At 64.3% G+C, this 18,240-nt stretch carries 16 protein-coding genes; 5 read left to right on the top strand and 11 right to left on the bottom strand.

Going from position 1 to position 18,240, the window contains the following annotated elements:
- The first annotated feature begins 199 nt into the window (after positions 1-199).
- Both FPY90_RS12170 and FPY90_RS12165 read left to right on the top strand, forming a co-directional pair.
- Positions 200-850, top strand: a complete 651-nt coding sequence (locus tag FPY90_RS12170; RefSeq protein ID WP_498681239.1) for an alpha/beta hydrolase — start codon at positions 200-202, stop codon at positions 848-850.
- Positions 847-1,881 carry an LLM class flavin-dependent oxidoreductase gene (locus FPY90_RS12165; protein ID WP_498681238.1) on the top strand — a complete coding sequence of 345 codons (1,035 nt, stop codon included), beginning with the start codon at positions 847-849 and terminating at the stop codon, positions 1,879-1,881. The genes FPY90_RS12170 and FPY90_RS12165 overlap by 4 nt, the downstream gene beginning before the upstream one ends.
- Positions 1,882-1,934: 53 nt before the next feature.
- Here the strand turns inward: FPY90_RS12165 and FPY90_RS12160 are convergent, their stop codons facing one another.
- The 7 genes from FPY90_RS12160 to FPY90_RS12130 form a co-directional block, all read right to left on the bottom strand.
- Entirely contained in the window at positions 1,935-3,299 is a 1,365-nt protein-coding gene (locus tag FPY90_RS12160; protein WP_498681236.1) for an MFS transporter, read from the bottom strand.
- A gap of 442 nt (positions 3,300-3,741) precedes the next feature.
- Positions 3,742-4,266 carry a hypothetical protein gene (locus tag FPY90_RS12155; RefSeq protein WP_498681233.1) on the bottom strand — a complete coding sequence of 175 codons (525 nt, stop codon included), beginning with the start codon at positions 4,264-4,266 and terminating at the stop codon, positions 3,742-3,744.
- 205 nt (positions 4,267-4,471) lie between these two features.
- Positions 4,472-5,080, bottom strand: coding sequence for an NADPH-dependent FMN reductase (locus tag FPY90_RS12150; protein ID WP_498681232.1), 609 nt, complete (start codon positions 5,078-5,080; stop codon positions 4,472-4,474).
- A 410-nt stretch (positions 5,081-5,490) separates the two neighbouring features.
- Positions 5,491-6,243, bottom strand: a complete 753-nt coding sequence (locus FPY90_RS12145; protein WP_498681230.1) for an SDR family NAD(P)-dependent oxidoreductase — start codon at positions 6,241-6,243, stop codon at positions 5,491-5,493.
- Between the two features lie 103 nt (positions 6,244-6,346).
- Positions 6,347-7,138 (bottom strand): SDR family NAD(P)-dependent oxidoreductase, encoded by a 792-nt coding sequence (locus FPY90_RS12140; RefSeq protein ID WP_498681228.1) that lies wholly within the window; start codon positions 7,136-7,138, stop codon positions 6,347-6,349.
- A complete protein-coding gene (locus FPY90_RS12135) occupies positions 7,135-8,493 on the bottom strand; it encodes an MFS transporter (protein WP_498681227.1) in 1,359 nt (452 codons plus the stop codon). The genes FPY90_RS12140 and FPY90_RS12135 overlap by 4 nt, the downstream gene beginning before the upstream one ends.
- Before the next feature lie 192 nt (positions 8,494-8,685).
- Positions 8,686-9,702, bottom strand: coding sequence for a LacI family DNA-binding transcriptional regulator (locus tag FPY90_RS12130; RefSeq protein WP_498681225.1), 1,017 nt, complete (start codon positions 9,700-9,702; stop codon positions 8,686-8,688).
- A 207-nt stretch (positions 9,703-9,909) separates the two neighbouring features.
- Here FPY90_RS12130 and FPY90_RS12125 point away from each other — a divergent pair, with 207 nt between their 5' ends.
- Together FPY90_RS12125 and FPY90_RS12120 are read left to right on the top strand one after the other, a co-directional pair.
- Positions 9,910-10,881, top strand: coding sequence for an asparaginase (locus FPY90_RS12125; protein ID WP_498681223.1), 972 nt, complete (start codon positions 9,910-9,912; stop codon positions 10,879-10,881).
- Between the two features lie 29 nt (positions 10,882-10,910).
- On the top strand, positions 10,911-11,792 hold the full coding sequence (locus FPY90_RS12120; protein ID WP_071214358.1) for a polysaccharide deacetylase family protein: 882 nt from the start codon (positions 10,911-10,913) through the stop codon (positions 11,790-11,792).
- A gap of 705 nt (positions 11,793-12,497) precedes the next feature.
- On the opposite strand, the gene FPY90_RS12115 is transcribed toward FPY90_RS12120, so the two are convergent.
- Positions 12,498-12,836: an ArsR/SmtB family transcription factor gene (locus FPY90_RS12115; RefSeq protein ID WP_071214357.1), complete on the bottom strand. Its 339-nt coding sequence runs from the start codon at positions 12,834-12,836 to the stop codon at positions 12,498-12,500.
- Between the two features lie 371 nt (positions 12,837-13,207).
- Here FPY90_RS12115 and FPY90_RS12110 point away from each other — a divergent pair, with 371 nt between their 5' ends.
- Positions 13,208-14,311, top strand: coding sequence for an oxidoreductase (locus FPY90_RS12110; protein WP_071214356.1), 1,104 nt, complete (start codon positions 13,208-13,210; stop codon positions 14,309-14,311).
- A gap of 1,025 nt (positions 14,312-15,336) precedes the next feature.
- Here the strand turns inward: FPY90_RS12110 and FPY90_RS12105 are convergent.
- The 3 genes from FPY90_RS12105 to FPY90_RS12095 all read right to left on the bottom strand — a co-directional run bounded on the left by FPY90_RS12105 (position 15,337) and on the right by FPY90_RS12095 (position 18,213).
- On the bottom strand, positions 15,337-16,248 hold the full coding sequence (locus FPY90_RS12105; protein WP_498681221.1) for an AEC family transporter: 912 nt from the start codon (positions 16,246-16,248) through the stop codon (positions 15,337-15,339).
- Between the two features lie 164 nt (positions 16,249-16,412).
- Complete coding sequence (locus FPY90_RS12100; RefSeq protein WP_498681219.1) at positions 16,413-16,547, bottom strand: hypothetical protein; 135 nt, start codon at positions 16,545-16,547, stop codon at positions 16,413-16,415.
- Positions 16,548-16,605: 58 nt separating this feature from the next.
- A complete protein-coding gene (locus tag FPY90_RS12095; RefSeq protein WP_498681217.1) occupies positions 16,606-18,213 on the bottom strand; it encodes an aldehyde dehydrogenase (NADP(+)) in 1,608 nt (535 codons plus the stop codon).
- Positions 18,214-18,240 lie beyond the last annotated feature (27 nt).

Raw genomic sequence — 18,240 nt, 5'->3', positions numbered from 1 at the left:
GGGCTACTGTTTCAACCGCTCCCGCGTTTGATGGCGGGGGGGTTGCGGGGACCAATGGCAGCAGCGGCACGACTGCCGGGTGAAATTAATCTGACCGTCAACCCGCATTAATTGCTTGAAGATTAAAGTAATTCGTGTATCGTTGAAGGCAGAGCACCACCCTCTCCCGCCCACCCCTGTCCAAGGAGCCGATCCACCCATGACCACCACACTGCGCGACGTACGCTCGACCGGCTGGACCACCACCGAGGTGCGTGACGCGGTCGTGCTCTTCCTGCACGGTTTCGGCTCCAACGAACAAGACCTCAGCTCTCTGGCCCCGGCCCTCGGCCTGGACCTGCCGTGGGCATCGCTGCGCGCACCGCTCGAACTGGGCAACGGCGGGGCCGCCTGGTTCGAGATCACCACCCCCGGCGTCCCGGATGCGGCACCGGTTGAGGCGGCAACCGCCGCCATCTGGGCCTGGATTGAACAAAACGTCGACCCGGCCACCCGCATCATTCCCGTCGGGTTCTCCCAAGGCGGCCTGATGGCCAGCCAGCTGCTGCGCACCCGCCCCGAGCGCGTGATCGCCCCGGTGATCCTGGGTGGATTCGTCCTCGGTGCCACCCAGCCCGGCGACGAGTCGCTGCGCGAAAACCTTCCGGCGGTCTTCTGGGGCCGCGGCGCCGAGGACCGGGTCATTGCCCCGGTCGCGATCGCCCGCACCACCGAATTCCTGCCGGCCCATTCCTCGCTCATCGAGAAGGTCTACCCGGGACTGGCCCACGGCATCAACGCCGCCGAGCTCGACGACGTCCGCGACTTCATCACCGCCCACCTCGGCGCCGAGGTGGTCTCCGGCGCATGAGTGCCGCCAACCCGTTCGAGATCGGGATCTTCACCTTCGGCGAGCTCACCCGCGACGCCGCCGGCACGCCGATCGACGCAGCAACCCGCATGCGCGACATCCTCGAATGGGCGCGGGTGGCCGACGAGGCAGGACTCGACGTCTTTGGCGTGGGGGAGCACCACCGCGAGGACTTCGCCGTCTCCTCACCGCCGGTCGTGCTGGCGGCCGCAGCCGCGCAAACCAAGAACATTCGCCTGACCAGCACCGTCACGGTGCTCTCCAGCGCCGACCCGGTGCGCGTGTTCGAGGACTTCGCGACGCTTGATTTGATCAGCTCCGGGCGGGCCGAGCTCACCGCGGGCCGCGGCGCCTACCTGGAATCCTTCCCGCTCTTCGGCCAGGACCTGCAGCGCTACGACGAGTACTTCGATGACCGACTTGAGCTGCTGCTGAAGATCCGCGACGAAAACCCGGTCACGTGGAGCGGCAGCACCCGCGCGCCGCTGCACGACGCGGGTGTCTTCCCGCGCCCGGTCCAAGAATCCCTGCCGATTTGGGCCGCCGTGGGCGGAACCCCCGCTTCAGCGGTGCGGGCCGGAAAACTCGGCCTGCCGCTGTACTTGGCCATCCTTGGCGATCCTCCGCGCTTCGCTCCGCTGGCCGAACTGTACCGGCGCTCCGCCGTGGCAGCGGGCCGGGAGCCCGGGCGGATCGGGGTGACCTCGCACTTCTACGTCGAGGAAACCTCCCAGGGTGCCAAGGACACGTTCTTCCCGCACTACAGCTCCTACATCGGGCAGAACATGCCCCGGGCCGGCCGCCTGGACCGGGCGGCCTTCGAATCCTGGGCGTCACCGAGCGGTGCACTGTTCGCCGGCAGCCCGGCGGAGATCGTGGAGAAGATCCTCTGGGAGCACGAGATCCTGGGACACACCCGCTTCCTGGCCCAGGTCGGGCTCGGCGGCCTGTCGCAGGCGCAGACGCTGCGCTCCATCGAACTGCTGGCCACCGAGGTCCTGCCCGCGGTCCGGGCGGCGTTGAAGAACTAGCGATTACATAAAAAGGCTGGCCTGCGATCACGGGCCACCCTTTTTACGCGTGGTCACTCAACTCGGGACGTATCCAGTTCGTCGGAGACGATCTCCGGGTCCGCCTCAACCGACTTCCGCGAGCCCGGCATGAAGAACAGGCTTCCCGCGGCGAGGAAGCATAGAACCGCGGTGGTGATCCAGGCGATCAGGTAGCTGCCCGACATCTCCCGGCCGATTCCCGCAGTCAGCGCACCCACGCCAGCGCCTACCATGTGGAACGCGAAGACCCAGCCGAAGACCACAGCCGCCCGCACCGGGCCGAAGTATTGCCGGCACAGCACGACGGTGGGCGGGACGGTGGCCACCCAGTCCAGCCCGTAGAAGAGGATGAAGATCCAGAGCACCGGCTCCACCGTGGGGCCGAGCAGCGAGTGGACGGTCAGCAGCGATATTCCGCGCAGTCCGTAGTAGAACACCAGCAGCAGCCACGGGCGGACCCGGTCGGTGAGCCAGCCAGAGGCGATGGTGCCGATGATGTCAAAGACACCGATCAATGCCAGGAGCCCGGATGCGGTGGTTGCCGGCATGCCGTGGTCGTGGGATGCGGGAATGAAGTGCGTCTGGATCAGGCCGTTGGTCGACCAGCCGCAGATCCAGAACGTGAACGCCAGGATCCAGAAGGCCCGGAACCTCATGGCATGGCGGAGCACCGCCAGAGTTTCGGCCATGGCGTTGCCGGTTGGACGGGCCTTGGCCGGTGCCGTTCCGGAGCTCGTCTCATCGGCGGCTCCATAGGCCGTGGTCTTCGCCTCGGCCGGGCTGTTGGCGAACGGCCAGAACAGCAGGGGGACAATGGCCAACGCGAAGCCCGCCACCAGCAACGAGGCGGTGCGCCAGCCGTGGAGTCCGGTGAGGTGCACGATGGTGGGCAGGAAGATCAGCTGTCCGCAGGCATTGGCCGCGGAGAAGATGCCCATCACCAGGCCGCGCCGCGCGGCGAACCAGCGGTTCGCCACCACCGCCCCGAAGACCAAAGCAATGGCGCCGGTGCCGATTCCGACCAACCCGCCCCAGAGGAGCCAGAGCTGCCACACCTCTGAAACGAAGACCGCCAGCCCGGCCCCGGCCGAGACCAAGCCAAGAGCCAAGGCGGCAACGAAACGCATCGAAAACCGTTCCAACAACGTCGCGGCGAACGGTGCCACCAAACCGTAGACCACCAGGTTGATGGTCACCGCGGTCGAAAGCTGGGAACGGGTCCACCCGAACTCGGATTCCAGCGGTTCAAAGAACGCGCCGGTGGTGGAGCGGAAGGCTGCGGCCGCCACGAGGGCGAGCACCGTCACCGCGGCCACGAGCCAGGCGCGGTGAATTCGCGGCGACTTGCGCGGCACCGCGTTGCGGGTGGGATCGGCGGACGGGGAAGGCAATGTCAAGGGCTTGGCTTTCTCACAAGGGTGGGCGGTCATCCAACGGTTTCACATGCGGCACGGATGGTCGAAGTATGTCACGGGGTTCCCATGAAATTGGACCTCGTCCAAGCCTCCACTCAGCGCGGGCCGTGGGACGGGGGTTAGGTAGTCGGGGGCGGCCTGAATATCCATGATCGAATACCCTCGCCGCGGGGATCGCACGGCAAGCCTAGAAGGAAACCCGAGAAATGTGCTTGCTGATTATCGCCCGGTTTCCGGCGTAAAGGAGAGAAACACTCTGCTCCAATTCAGTCCGAGCGAGAATATCGCGCAATGCCGTGAAGCGGCGCTCCGCGATCCTCAGGAGCCCTTGGCAATCATGGTTAAAGCCCACGCCAGAAGTTCTTAGCGGCTTGCTGACTCAATGAACCGCGTGGTTTCGCTGAGCGGAGGTCGCCGTACCGGTTTAGGCGCGGTCTGCGTTGCCCACGCGTTGTTCGGCGTCGCGGTAACCCGCTCGCCGTTTCCAGTATCCGGCGGTTGCCACCAGTTCGAGAGGTCCCCAGAACAAGATCGGTACATAGCAAACAACCATGACTGCCAGTGGAATCCCGGAGACCAGAGCGTTGTCCGGGCGCAGACCGGCACTGAACTGCGCGATGGTCGTAATGGTAAACAGCCATGTCACGGCCAGCCCACCCAAGATGGCGACCGCGAGGACAGGTGCGAGAAGTATTGTCCGTCCAAGGAACCGCTCGCCCCAAGGCCGAACCAGACCGATCGAGAGGAAGCCGGCGATGAGTTGCACCCCGCTCAGGGCGAAGACGTCAACGTACCCCTGGACCGGGTCGCCAGCGAGCTCGAATTCTCGAAGTTTCGCGGTCCCGGGCAACAGCCCGACAATCATGAGAACCCGCCAGAGCGCCGAGGGAACGGTCGCGAGGAACGCTCCCCACGCAGCGAGCAAGGCCCAGCGCTGGACTCCTGGCATATTGGCACCAACCTCCATCGTCGTAGGCTAGCCATGAATTTCGCTGGGGGCAAGGTCTTTCGGGTTCACCGGCAAGCGGAGACTGGCCATGCTTGTGGTCGTTCCGCGAGTGCAAAGCCCGGGCCGAGTGTACCCCGAGGACACGTGAACGACAGAGGGCTGGGATCGGATGAATCCTCCGGTCCCAACCCTCACACGTGTGCCTCTACTTTTCGGCCTTTTCCATCGGATCGGGATCGCCGATGTGTCCCTCGGCGCTGGCGTCCAGCACACGCTCGACGAATGCGGCGTACTCGCGCATGTAGTGGGCCAGGAAGTCGGCGGTTCCGCTGTCTGTGACGGTTCCGTCGTCCTCAAAGAGCCCGGGCTTGAAGGCGATGTAGGCCTCGGGGGAGTTCAACTGCGGGGCGTCCAGGAAGCTGAGCACGCTGCGCATGGAGGACTGCATGACCGCGGTGCCGATTGCGCCGACGGAGGCCCCGACGATGCCCGAGGGCTTGCGGGCGAAGGAGTTGGCGCCCCAGGGGCGCGAACCCCAGTCGATGGCGTTCTTCAGGGCCCCGGGGATGGAGCGGTTGTATTCGGGGGAGACGAACAGCAACCCGTCGGCTGCCTCGATGGACTGCTTCAGCGCCGTGCCCTCGGGAGGGTAGCTGGCGTCGAAGTCGTAGTTGTACAACGGGAGGTCCTTGATGGGGATCTCGGTGAATTGAAGGTTGTCCGGTGCCAGCTTGATCAACGCCTTGGACAGGGTGCGGTTGATGGAGTTGGAGGACAGCGAACCGACGAAATAACCAATGTTGTAGTTAGTCATGGGGACAGTCCAACATGGGAAATGCCGGCACGTCCATAGCCCCGGGGGAATTTTTCAGAAGACGCAACATGCACGTATTTGAGGCCGGTCATGGCCTGACTCCGGGTGCAAGGCCCCTGCAAACCGGGACAACTACGCCGCGACCGATTCGCCCGGAAACGGGACGAAGCGCATCCGCACGGCCGCCTGACGAGGGACGGCGATGGGGCAGATGGTGTATCGATAACCGTAGACCGAAGGAACTTCCACAACCCGGTCCGAATGCGAGCGCACACGACGTTTGGGAGGACGCCATGGGGCTGTGGCATCGCCTGACTGCGAGCGTGGGGAGAAACGGCCGTTGCCGGCCGTTCTCGCCAAACGAGCGGGCGTCCCGTTACCCGGGACGCCCGCTGCCAAGATTCAGTCCCTTAGGGCATGACATCGCCGCTGTTGGGACCCAAGGTCTGTCCCATGAACAGGTTCCCTCCGGGAGACGACGCCAGCAGCAACGCGCTGGGGGCAACCTCTTCGGCCGTGCCGAAGCGGCCCAAGGGGAGTTCTGCCTGCTTTTCCGCGCGCCACTCATCGCTCAAGTCACCCAGCAACGGGGTGACGATCGGGCCGGGGGCGATGGCATTGACCAGGACGTTGTCGGCGGCAAGCTCGCGCGCCATCGACTTGGTCAGGCCGAGCACGCCGGCCTTGGCCGCGGCGTAGTGGGCCAGCCCGTGGCCGCCCTTGAGTCCGATCTGGGAGGCGATGTTGATGATCCGTCCCCACTGCTGCTTCACCATGAACGGGGCAACCCAGCGGCTGCACAAAAAGACGCTGCGCAGGTCGACGGCGATCATCTTGTCGAAGTCCGCGGGTTCCATTTCCAGGAACGGGATTTCCGTCAGGATGCCGGCGCTGTTGACCAGGATGTCGATCCTTCCGTGGAGCGCCGCGACGTCCTCGGCCAGGGCCTTCGTGGAGTGCTCGTCGGTCACGTCCACGGCGTGGGCGCTGTGCGAGCCGCCAAGGGACCCCAGTTCCCGGGCGAGTGCTTGGCCCGCTTCCAGGTTCAGGTCCGCGATGGCCACCGTGGCACCCTCGCGTGCGTAGAGTTCGGCGATGGCACGGCCGATGCCGCTGGCTCCGCCCGTGACGATGGCGATTTTGCCCTCAAGCTGTCCGCTCATGGTTCCTCGTTTCAGGAGATTGGTACGTGTGATGGTTCAAAGTGCCGGGCGGGCTCCGCAGCTTCTGCCGGGGAGACCACCCGACACCATGATGTGCAAAGGGTCAGCTGGGCCAGCGAACCGTCAGGCCGCCGTCGACAATGAGCTGCTGCCCGGTGATGTAGGCGGCGTCGTCACTGGTCAGGAACCGGATGGTGCGGGCCAACTCATCCACGGTGCCAACCCGGCCCTTGGGGATGAGCTTGCCTGCGGCCTTCAGGCCTTCCGCGCCGAGGGAGTTCTTTGCGTCGAGGGACTGCGGGCTCTCGATCAGCCCCGGAATCACGGTGTTGACGCGAATGCCCCGCGGAGCCAGCTCGGTGGCCAAGGAGCGGCACAACCCCAGCAGACCGCTCTTCGAGGCGGCGTAGTGGGCGTGATCGTCCCAGCCGTAGACGCCGCCGGCAATCGATGAAACCGCGACCATGGAGCCGCCGGAATCGCCCATGTGCCGGGCGCTGGAGCGGAACAACCGCAAGACCCCGGTGAGGTCAACGGAGAGCATGTCGTCCCAGACCTGGTCGGTCATCTCGGCCAAGGGCGCGCGACGCAGGATCCCGGCGCTGGCCACGGCAATGTCCAACGAGCCGAAGCGCTGGATGGCCTGCTCGGCCAGGGCATCGACCTGCTCGGTGCTGCGCACGTCCACCGCCACCGGATGGCATTCGCCTCCGGCCGCGCGCACGGCGTCGACGGTTTCCTGGACATCATGCGGGTCGCCGGGGTAGTAGCCTGCCACGGTCTTGGCGCCGGCACGGGCGTAGGCGACGGCAAGGGCCCGCCCGATGCCGCTGCCGGCTCCGGAAATCACTGCAACCTTGCCTTCGAGGCCGTCGTCGCGGACGAGATTGTTCATGCCGATACTCCTTCGATTGCGGGTTGGCGGTGGTCGACCTTGCGGGCGCCGAGCATGACCAGTCCCGCCAGGGCGAGCGGGAGCGATCCTGCCAGCAGTGCTGCGGCGGTCATCGGCACTCCGGCCGTCAGCAGGACGGAGACCAGGGCCGAGCCGACGATGGCGCCGACGGGAGCCATCACGTGGGCAAGGTTGCTGCCGGTGCCACGGACGTGGGCAGGGAAGGACTCACCCATGTAGAACAGCATGGCGGCAAACGGACCGGTGAGGAAGAACAACGTCAATGCGTACATGGTGATGACGAAGCCCGAGCTGTTGGGACCCAGCAGCATGGCGGCGCTGGCAATGCCGCCGAGGACGAATCCGCCCAGCACCGTGTTGCGTCGGCCCAACTTGTCGCCCACCCAGCCGTGGAACAGGTATCCGGTGAAGGCAACGGCGTTGGCCAGGATCAGGATGAACAGGGCGTTGTCGAAGGAGAGGCCCTTGGCTTCGACCAGGACGGTGGTCCCGAGCACGGAGAACACCTGGATGGCCATCCAGCTGAACAGCCATGCCAGCGAAATGCTGATGGTGTGGACCCGCAGCTCGGGGGTGAAGACGCCCCGGAGGCCACTCTTGGAATCCGTGCCGGTTTCCAGCTCGTGTTCGGCAGCCAGCGCCGCGGCGCCGGCTTCGTCGCCGGCCTTGCGCCTGCGTTCGACTTCCTTCATTGCTGCAAAGGTGGGGGATTCGGGGAGCTTGGCGGCCAGCAACACCACGACCAGCGAAACGAGGGCCGCGATGACGAAGCTGCCGCGCCATCCCACGATCGGGAGGAACAGGGCCGTCATGCCCGCGGCGAGCAGGGCGCCCACCGGCCAGCCGGACTGGACCAGGCTGAACATGAAGCCGCGGCCCTTGGCCTTCTTGTAGATCTCGTTCAGGTAGACGGCGTTGACGACCTCTTCGGAGATCGCGAAGCCGGAAAAGCCGCGGATGATGACCATGGAGAGTGCACCGGCGGCTGCGCCGGTCAGGCCGGAGCTGACCGCTCCACCGATGACCAGCAGGATCAGGGCGCGCTTGCGGCCCATCTTGTCCATGATCGTTCCGACCACCAGCGAAACCAGGAAGACTCCCACGGTTGCCCAGGTGTTCACAGACATGGACTGTGCCGCAGTCCAGCCGAAGTCTTCGGCGATGACCGGCAGGAGGGTGCCAAAGAGCGTGTAGTCGTAGACGGAGGCAACCCAGGCGATGAAGCAGACCACGGATACGTAGGCCATCTTCTTGCCGGTGATGACCACGTTCCACGGTTCGATTTTTGTAGCGGCAGTCTGGGTGCGGCGGGAAGCCGATGTTGTGGAATCCATGGACTGCTCCTTTCGGGGTGAAAGTTCCACAAACCTTTGTGTAAACGGCCAAACGAGACGGGGCCGGGGCATGCGTGGAACTTGATCGAGTGTGTGAGGGCACGTACGCAAACCTTTGTGTACGTGTCAGAAAGGGACATTACACGGGAAAGGTGTTGCTTGTCACCCCCGCGATCGAGGTGCCGGAGACTTTCAGCCTGCGGTCGAGGCGCGGACGACCAGTTCAGGGGCCAGTCGTACCGACTGGACGGCTTCGCCACGCAGCATCGCGAGCAGCAAGTTCAAGCCGGCGCGCCCCATCTCATGCATCGGCGAATGGATCGTGGTCAGCGGGATTGAAAGCTCGGCGGCCAGCGGGGTGTCGTTGTAGCCGACGATCGCCACGTCGTCGGGCACCCCGATCCCGCGATCGCGCAGGACGCCCATGGCACCGATGGCGGCGAAGTCGTTGGTGGCGAAGATGGCATCTGGGCAACCGCCCTGCTCGAGTAGGCGCTCGGTGGCCTGCCGCCCGCCCGGGGCATCGAAACCTCCATGGACAATCCGCTCGGGCCGGATCCTGATGCCGGCCTCCAGGCAAGCTTGGACCACACCGGCCGTTCGATCGTTGCCGGTGGATGCGTACTGGCGGCCCGACAGGATGCCGATGTCCCTGCGGCCGGTTGCCAGGAGGTGTTCGGCAACCAGTCGTCCGCCCAGGATGTCGTCGCACGTGGCAGAGATGTGGTCGCCCGATCGGCGGGACACCAGGGTGAACTTGATGCCGCGCTTGGCCAGGGTGTCAAGAAACGGGTCCCCGGCATGGGCATCACCGAAGATCAGCCCGTCAACGCGCCGCGAGAGCATGAGCTCGGTGCGAGAGGCCTGGTTTTCCGGTCGGTCGAGCGAGTTGGTGACAAAGGTGGAGATTCCCTGCTCCGTTGCGGCTTCCTCGATGCCTTCGTAGACCGTGGCCAGGACAAAGTCCTGAAGCCGGGGGACCAGCACGCCCACCAGACCCGAGCGGCGCGTGCGCAGGCTCGCGGCGTGGGGGTTTCGCTGGTAGCCCCGGGCGGCGACCACCGTTCGGATCCGGTCGATCATCTCACTGGACGCCCACCGCCGCGCCTCCTTGTCGGAGGAATTGATGACCCGGGAAACGGTGGAAACATTGACCCCGACCTCGTCCGCAATCATGCGCAATGTAACGGGCTCTGAACCTTTGTCCATGTCTCCTCCGAAGGTGCCGCGTGCCTCAGCCGCATGCGCGACTGGTTGTGCACTCATCAATGCCCCAGCATATTTCATCGCACCAAGGTGACGTGACGCACTTGCGGCAAACGTTTGTGTAGGGCATGCTTGCGGTATTCGTTCCCGCAGCAGCAGCTGACGCGGGAGTACTCCTGCAACGGAAGGGTCCAGGCAAAGGTGCACAGCATGCCTCAGGTTTCGGTATTGGCAACGGGAGGGACCATTGCCTCAAGCGAAAACGATCGCGGAGCCTCGGTTGCAAGTCGTGGGGCGGGCGAGCTGCTGGACGGCATCGCCGCCGGCGGGCCCAACGTGTCGTCGCGGGATGTCATGCGACTCGGGTCCTACCTGTTGGGCCACCGCGACCTCCGCGTGGTCTGCGAAGCCGTGGCCGCGGAACTGGCGGATGGCGACGTGGACGGCATTGTTGTCACGCATGGAACCGACACCATGGAGGAAACGGCATATCTCCTGGACCTGGTCCATTCCTCTTCCAAGCCCGTGGTGCTGACCGGCGCCCAACGCCCTGCCGACCACCCCTGCCCTGACGGCCCGGGAAACCTGCAGGAGGCCATCGCTGTCGCGGCAAGTTCCTCGGCCCTAGGCAAGGGCGCGATGATCAGTTTCGCCGGCAACATCTATGCAGCCAGGGGCACCCGCAAGGCCCACACCATCGCGCCCTCGCCCTTCAAGACCATGGACGGCGGCCCGATCGGACAGGTTGCAAACGGGCAGGCCCGCTTCCTCTCGGCCCCGATCCGGCCCAAGGCTCTTGCCCTGCCCCCGCCGGCGTTCGATAGCACCAGGGTCGACATCGTCACCGTCCACCCGGGTTCCGACGCCACCCTTGCCAGGGCCGCCGTTGAAGCCGGAGCCCAAGGCGTCATCATCGCCGGCAGCGGGGTGGGCAACGGCAACTCGTCCATCCTGGCCTGGGCCGAGGAAGCCGTGCAGGCAGGAATCACCGTGGGGCTGGGCACCCGGGTTCCTGAAGGCCCCGTGGTCCCGTTCTACGGCAACGGGGGCGGCGCCGACCTGCTCAGGGCGGGTGCGCTGCAGCTCGGCTCGCTGCCGCTTTTCCAGGCCCGCCTGCTTTTGGCATTGATGCTCTCACAGGGGCAGAAGCCAAACCCTGAGCTGCTCGCAGCTTACATTTGAACCGATCCGCAACAAGATAAGGAATGAAGATGGCAAAAGAAATTTCCGTGGCGTTCGGCATCGACGTTGATGCCGTTGGTGGATGGCTTGGATCGTACGGGGGAGAAGACTCCCCGGATGACATCTCGCGCGGCATGTTTGCCGGCGAGGTCGGCGTCCCGCGGCTGAACGCCCTGCTGAAGAAGTACGACCTGCCGGCAACCTGGTTCTGGCCTGGCCACTCCATCGAAACCTTCCCCGAGCAGTTCGACGAAGTCGTCGCCGCGGGCCATGAAATCGGGGTGCACGGCTACAGCCACGAAAACCCCCTCGCGATGACCCGCGAGCAGGAAACGGACATCCTGGACCACTGCATCAACCTGATCGAGCAGCGCACCGGCAAGCGGCCGACCGGCTACGTGGCACCGTGGTGGGAATTCTCCAACGTCACCAACGAGCTCTTGCTCGAACGCGGCATCACCTACGACCACTCGCTCATGCACCGCGACTTCGAACCGTACTACGTGCGTGTCGGGGACAGCTGGACCAAGATCGACTACGACAAGCCCGCCAGCACCTGGATGAAGCCCCTGGTCCGTGGCGTGGAAACCGACCTCGTGGAGATCCCGGCCAACTGGTACCTCGACGACCTGCCGCCGATGATGTTCATCAAGTCCAGCCCGAACAGCCACGGTTTCGTGAACCCCCGCCACCTGGAAGAAATGTGGCGAGACCAGTTCGACTGGGTGTACCGCGAACACGACCAGGCGGTCTTCACCATGACGATCCACCCCGACGTCTCCGGCCGCCCACAGGTGTTGCTGATGCTGGAACGCCTGATCGAGCACATCAACAGCCACGAAGGCGTGAAGTGGACCGACTTCAACACCATCGCTGAAGAGTTCAAGGCGCGGAACCCGCGCCAGAAGTAGCTGGAAGGAAGTCGGCACGCACATGTGTGGAGCCTGCGCACGCGTCGCACCGGATTGGGCCGGGCCAATGGTCTCCGGCCCAATCCGGCGTGCCTCGATTGGTCGGTTCCTCACGGGTGTGTGCCGAGGGATCAAGGTCGGCACCTTCCCCGGAGGATGGACCGTTTCCAAACAAACGGGTGCGGCTCGCACCGCTTCAACCTTCGATGAACTCCTAGACATGGTTGGGCAGCACTGCTCCGCCGCCGGCTGGGAAGCCTTGGATGCGGCTCTTCTGGAATACCTGGGATCCGCAAGAGCCGAGGAATTCAGCGACTATCTGCCTCTGCCCGCCGTTGCCGGGCGCGTACCTGCCTTGGTCCTTGTTCGATCCCGTGCTGCTCCAACGCACCTCCGCCTGACCGCGTTTGGACTCGGGCTCAGGACATTGGAAGCACCTAGCGCAGCGGTGGAATTCCCGTACCGGCTGGCGCCGTTCATCATGGTTGCAGTCGATGGGGCCATTCTGGGCTCTGTTTCGCTGCCGGCTCCGGCCTCGTGAAAACGAGACTTCGCTGCTCGTTTACAGGACGCCGGATGAAGCCCTGTGGAGGCTGGCACGTCGCGTAACCCTTGGTGGTCCAGACGGGAGCTGCCGCATGTCAAGCAGTCCCGCCTTGGGGGAGCTTCGGGCTCCCCGCGACCAATCGACGGACCTGCATCCAGTCATTCCACTTCGGACGTGGCGAGGGTCGTTTCGCTGCGGGCGGCACGAAGAACCGCTCGCAGCAACCCCGGGAACCGGGCTTCGAGGTCGGCTGCTCGTAGCGTGTTGAGGATCGTGGTGCCGCTGTAGCGCTGTTCAATCAGGCCAGCCTCACGCAGGACCCTGAAGTGATACGTGGAGGTGGACTTGCTGATTGGCAGTTGGAAAGCGCTGCAAGCCTGATCGATAGATGCGTTCGCGAGTTGGCCAACAATTTGTCGTCGCACTGGGTCGGATAGCGCGGAAAGCACCGTGTCCAGCTGCATCTCTGCTTGGGTCGGGTGGGCGAGAGCGCGCATGTGTACTTGGCCTCCTCGATTGCTGAATTGACTGAGAATCTATTGTACGATATTTCTAGTACTACGAAGAGTGTCGTACTTTGAATGCGGGTAACGGCGGCAAGGGCTTGCGTGCTGAAAATGCACAGGTCGTTGTACCCCTGTCTGCTCTGCCACCCTCGTGCGGATCCATGAACCGCCAATAATGCACTGATCCATACATACTTGGTGCGGTTGGCGACTAACGCGGTCTCCGATAGACCGAACTGGAAATCCCGAAAATTCAACAAACCGAACGTAGGGCATCTTTGCCTACACAAACGTTCGGGTAACCAATATGCGCATGCTTTCCACCGGAATAGCGTCGCCCCTGAAAATCCAAGGAGACATTCATGACAAACCCCAGCCCGTTCTGGTCGAGCCTGCAGATCGGTTCCACGCAGTTGTCCAACCGCGTGGCGTTGGCACCCATGACCCGTGTTAGTGCCACCGAGGACGGATTGGTCACGGACAAGATGGTCTCCTACTACGAGGCTTTCGCCAGGGGCGGCTTCGCGCTGCTCATCACCGAGGGCATCTATCCCGACACTTCATACAGCCAGGGCTACTTGCATCAGCCTGGTCTGGCAAATGATGAACAGGCCCGGTCCTGGGCCAGGGTTGTCGACGCCGTCCACGCATCAGGGTCCGCAATATTCGCGCAGCTCATGCACGCTGGATCCCAAGCCCAGGGAAGCCGTTTTGCGGACGCCACGGTGGGTCCCTCCGAGGTTGCGCCCAAGGGAGAGCAACTGGCCTTCTATCGCGGCGAGGGAGCTTACCGGGTGCCCGCTGAAATCACTCGGGAGCAAATGCAGGAAGTTCGCGAAGGCTTCGTGGATGCCGCATTGCGCGCCAAGGAAGCTGGGTTCGATGGCGTGGAGATTCACGGCGCCAACGGCTACCTGCTGGACCAGTTCCTCACCGATTACCTCAACCTCCGCACCGACGAGTACGGAGGCTCCGCCCAGAACCGGGTGCGTTTCCCCGCGGAGATCGCTCGCGCCGTGCGTGAGGCCGTCGGGCCTGAAATGACCGTCGGTATCCGCATCTCCCAGGCCAAAGTCAGCGACCACGACCACCGGTGGGCCGGCGGAATCGATGAGGCCGAGGTCATTTTCTCCACTCTGGGTGACACCGGCGTCGACTTCATCCACACCACCGAGTACAAAGCCTATGCTCCGGCGTTTGGCGACGGGAGTCCCTCGCTGGCCGCCCTGGCCAAGCGGTATTCCGGGTTGCCGGTGATTGCCAATGGCAACCTTGACGACCCCGAGACAGCGGAAGCGCTGCTGGCCGACGGCACAGCCGATGTCATTGCCCTGGGCAAGGCGGCTCTGGGCAACAGAGACTGGCCGGAGCGGGTTCGCCACGGACGGCCCCTCGACGAGCTGGACGCGAGCCTTTTTGCCCCGTTGGCCGACGTCAAGGACTGGGAGCTTGAGTTGCTCTCCTGAGAGAAACCTCTTCATGGGGAACAACGATTCTGCGGCTTCCACGTGAGACCTCCCCTTCGGTAGTGGTGGCGGTTGCTTCGCGGGCCACACCGTTGGGGGTGGCCCGCGTCAAAGCGGATGACCACGACGATTTCCGCGTTGGGATTCCTCTTCTCATTCGCTCTGCTGCAGCGAAAGCCGGGCATGCGGTCGGTGCAGCAAATGCCTGCGGAGCGGACGCGCATTCGAGGCCGATCTGTAACTTGGACAAAGAACCGCCACGAGCGGACAGCTACGGTTGGTGTAGCGCTGCTGGCACATTTCCGTAAAAGATTTCCGTTGTTCTCTGGGCAAGGCGCGATGGCCTGGCTGCCTGAACCGAATAATCCGTCGCTGTGGCCGAGGGGTTTACTTAGTGCAGCGCCGGATCCTGCCTCGGAAGCAGATGCTGGACGGCCCAGCCAAGTCGCATGTCGGCAGCCTGCAAACACGGAAACCGACAAGAGATGCATCGGCGGATTCAACGTGCACGACAGCGCTGCTGTACCGCCCGAACGATTACCTCGAGCGGACAGTGTTCGGGCATTCCCACCTTGTGGGTAGGGGATCGTACGACAATGATCCTCGCAAAGGAGGAAAACAGTGACTACTGCGTGCTGAAGACCGTCCCCGACGGCGGGGGTACATGGCGGCCCGGACCTCAAGATACGTACGATGTTCTTGCGGGCACTGGTGCCCGTTCAGGATCTCGGATCTTGCCCGTCCAACGTACTAGCATGCCTTGGCTCCGGTAATTCCTCCAGGCGCCTGAACCATCTGACGTGTGCGTGCCTAGCCTATCGCCGGGACTGCTGCACGGGTTCAGGCGACAGGACCGCGTGGTGTGGTCTTCGAGGAAATCACCGGGCCCACCGGCTGTCGAAGCAGAATACACGCATATCGTCCACCAACGCATCGGCCGAGACGTTGAAGAAGATCTTGCTGGAATAACTTCACCAGAAAGCAACGAATGTCCACGGGCAACGTCATGGAAACCGATGTGCAAATCAGCCGAGGACGAAGGTAATCACCAGCGTCACCGGCAGCGCCAGCAGCGTGCTGCACAGGATCACCTCGCGGACGACGGTGGTTTCAAGCCTGAATTGCTGGGAGAAGAGCAACACGTTTTGCGCCGTGGGCAGGGCCGCCATGATCACCACCCCTAGCAGGTCCGTTTCTTCCAGCCTGAAAACGAGCGCCGCGAAGGCCCAGGCGACCACCGGCATGAAAAGCATCTTGAAGAAGGTGGCCAGGAAGACCTCTCCGCGCAACGCCTTGTCGGCCAGCGGACGCTGCCCGAAGAGCGACATGCCAAAGGCCATCAAGAGCAGCGGAATGGAGGCCTGGCCCAGCATGTCAATGGGGATGTTGATGACTTCGGGCAAGTTCAGGTCGAATGCAGCGAACAGGGCCCCAATGAATGTGGCGATGGTGACCGGGCTGGCGATGGAACGAAGGATGGTCCTGCCCAGCGGGGACCTGTTTTCCTGGTTGCCCCTGGCCCGGGCGGCCAGGGCGAAGATGCCCAGGTAAACCGGGGCGATCAGCAGCAGCTGGGCGATGAGGACCGAGACCACGGGGTTGGTGCTGCCTACGGCGTAGAGCGCCAGTGGAACACCGATGTTCCCGGCATTGACGTAGCTGGTTGACATGGCTGCGCCGGGAAGCCGGTTGGCCGGGACCTTGAAGAACAGCTTGGCGCTCAGCGCATACAGACCACCGGTCACGGCTGCAGTGATCAGCGCAATCGGGGTGTACACGCCGATCACCGAGCGCAGGTCGGTCTCCGAAAGCAGCATGAACATCAGCGCCGGATTGGTGATGTAGTAGATCAGCGGTGTCAGCCCGGCGGCAATGGACTCGCGCTTGCGCGGCAGGACCCTTGCCGTGACCAGGCCAACGCCAATCAGGATCAGCACGATCGAGAACCCCTGGAGCACTCCTTGCACACGGCCTCCCGAATAGGCGTTGGTGATCGTCGTGGCGAACCGGTGTCCGCCAAGGACGGCAAGGGACGGTGGGGAAGTTCGCTTGAACCATCCCCGCCGTCCCTTGCCCTATTTTATTGTTCCCAAGAGCCCTCTCAGCGCACCAGCGCCGGGGACTTGGCGTCGAATTCCCACCCCGGAATCAGGTACTGCATCGAGGCGGCGTTGTCGCGTGAGCCCAGCCCGTGCTCCAGGTAGAGCTGGTGGGCCACTGAGAGGTTCCGCAGCATTGCATGGTGCGCGGCAACCGGGACGACTTAGAGGGAGCAATGGTGGGCTGGTTTGCACTCATGCTTGTTCTCCAGCAGACCTCAAGGTGCCGTCGAAGCGGCGGGTCAGCTTCCACGGGTTTGACTGCTGCAATGGTGCCGGCAGCAGGCCATCCGGCAGGTTCTGGTAGGCGACCGGGCGCAGGAAGCGCTCAATGGCTAGTGTGCCGACCGAACTGGTCCGGGTGTCCGAGGTGGCGGGGAACGGTCCGCCGTGCACCATGGCGTGGCCGACCTCGACTCCGGTGGGCCAGCCGTTGACCAGGATGCGACCGGCCTTGCGCTCCAGGATGGGCAGCACCGCGGCGACGGCCTCGTGGTCCGAGTCGTTCAGCTGCAAGGTTGCGGTGAGCTGGCCCTCGAGCTTGGACAGTGCGGCGGCCAGATCGGCGCCATCCACGTAGCGGATGACCAGGGAGGCTGCGCCGAAGATTTCCTCGTGCAGCACCGGGTTGTCCAGCAGCTGCGCAACCCCGGTGGAGAAGATGGACGGGGCCGGTGCGTTCTCGGTTTCGCCCTTGGTGCCCTGGGCCAAGAGCTTCACTCCGGGCTGCTGGCCGAGGGTTTCCACGCCCTGGACCCAGGAGTTGTAGATGCCTTCGGTGAGCATGGTCTGTCCGGCGGCGGTGGCCGTCTCGGTGCGCAGGGCCGCGGCGAACTTGTCGCCTTCCCCGCCTGCCGGGACAAAGACCAGTCCCGGGGCGGTGCAGAGCTGGCCGCTGGAGCCGGTGACCGATCCCAGGTAGGCCTTGGCGTGTCCGGCGGCGTCCTCGGCCAGCGCGCCAGCGAAGAAGATGACGGGGTTGATGGAGCTCATTTCGGCGTAGACAGGAATCGGCTCCGGACGTGCGGCGGCGGTGGCCATCAGCGCGGTGCCGCCGCCGCGGGAACCGGTGAAGCCCACGGCCTTGATGCGCGGGTCCGAGACCAGAGCCTGGCCGATGCTGGCGCCCGGCCCGTAGACCAGCGAGAAGATGCCCGGGTGCAGGCTCGCATCCGAGATGGCCTGGGTGATGGCCCGGCCCACGATTTCGCTGGTGCCCGGGTGGGCGTTGTGGGCCTTGAAGACCACGGGGCAGCCAGCGGCCAGGGCCGAGGCCGTGTCACCGCCTGCGGTGGAGAATGCCAGGGGGAAGTTGGACGCACCAAACACCGCGACCGGGCCCAGCGGGATCTTGCGCTGGCGGATGTCCACCCGCGGCATCGGCGTGCGATCCGGGAGCACCGGGTCGATCCGCACCCCGTGGTGGTCGCCCTGGCGAACCACCTGCGCAAAGAGCCGCAGCTGGTTGCAGGTGCGCCCGAGCTCGCCGATGAGCCGTGCCTGGGGAAGCCCGGTCTCCGCCATGGCCCTTTGGACCAGCTCGGTTCCCACGGCCTCGATGTTCTCGGCGATGGATTCGAGGAACCTTGCGTGGGTCTCGGGGTCAAGGGACCGGAAGGACTCGAAAGCATCTTCGGCAGCATACGTTGCCAACCTCAATTGCTCGATGCCGATCAGGCTGTAGGCCGGGTCGAGCATTTGGTTTGAGGCCGGGTTGAAGCCCCGGACCTCGCCCCCATTTCCATGTGTGCCGACCCCGGCCACGATGGACTGGCCGGTGAGCTGCTGGGTATCCGTGGACATTGCTTCTCCTGCGTTGCGCGTGGGTTT

Source organism: Arthrobacter sp. C2 (genome assembly GCA_024207135.1).
In the GTDB taxonomy this organism is placed as follows: domain Bacteria; phylum Actinomycetota; class Actinomycetes; order Actinomycetales; family Micrococcaceae; genus Paeniglutamicibacter.
The sequence above is the reverse complement of the archived record's forward strand: the minus strand, read 5'-3'. Positions and strand labels throughout refer to the sequence as shown.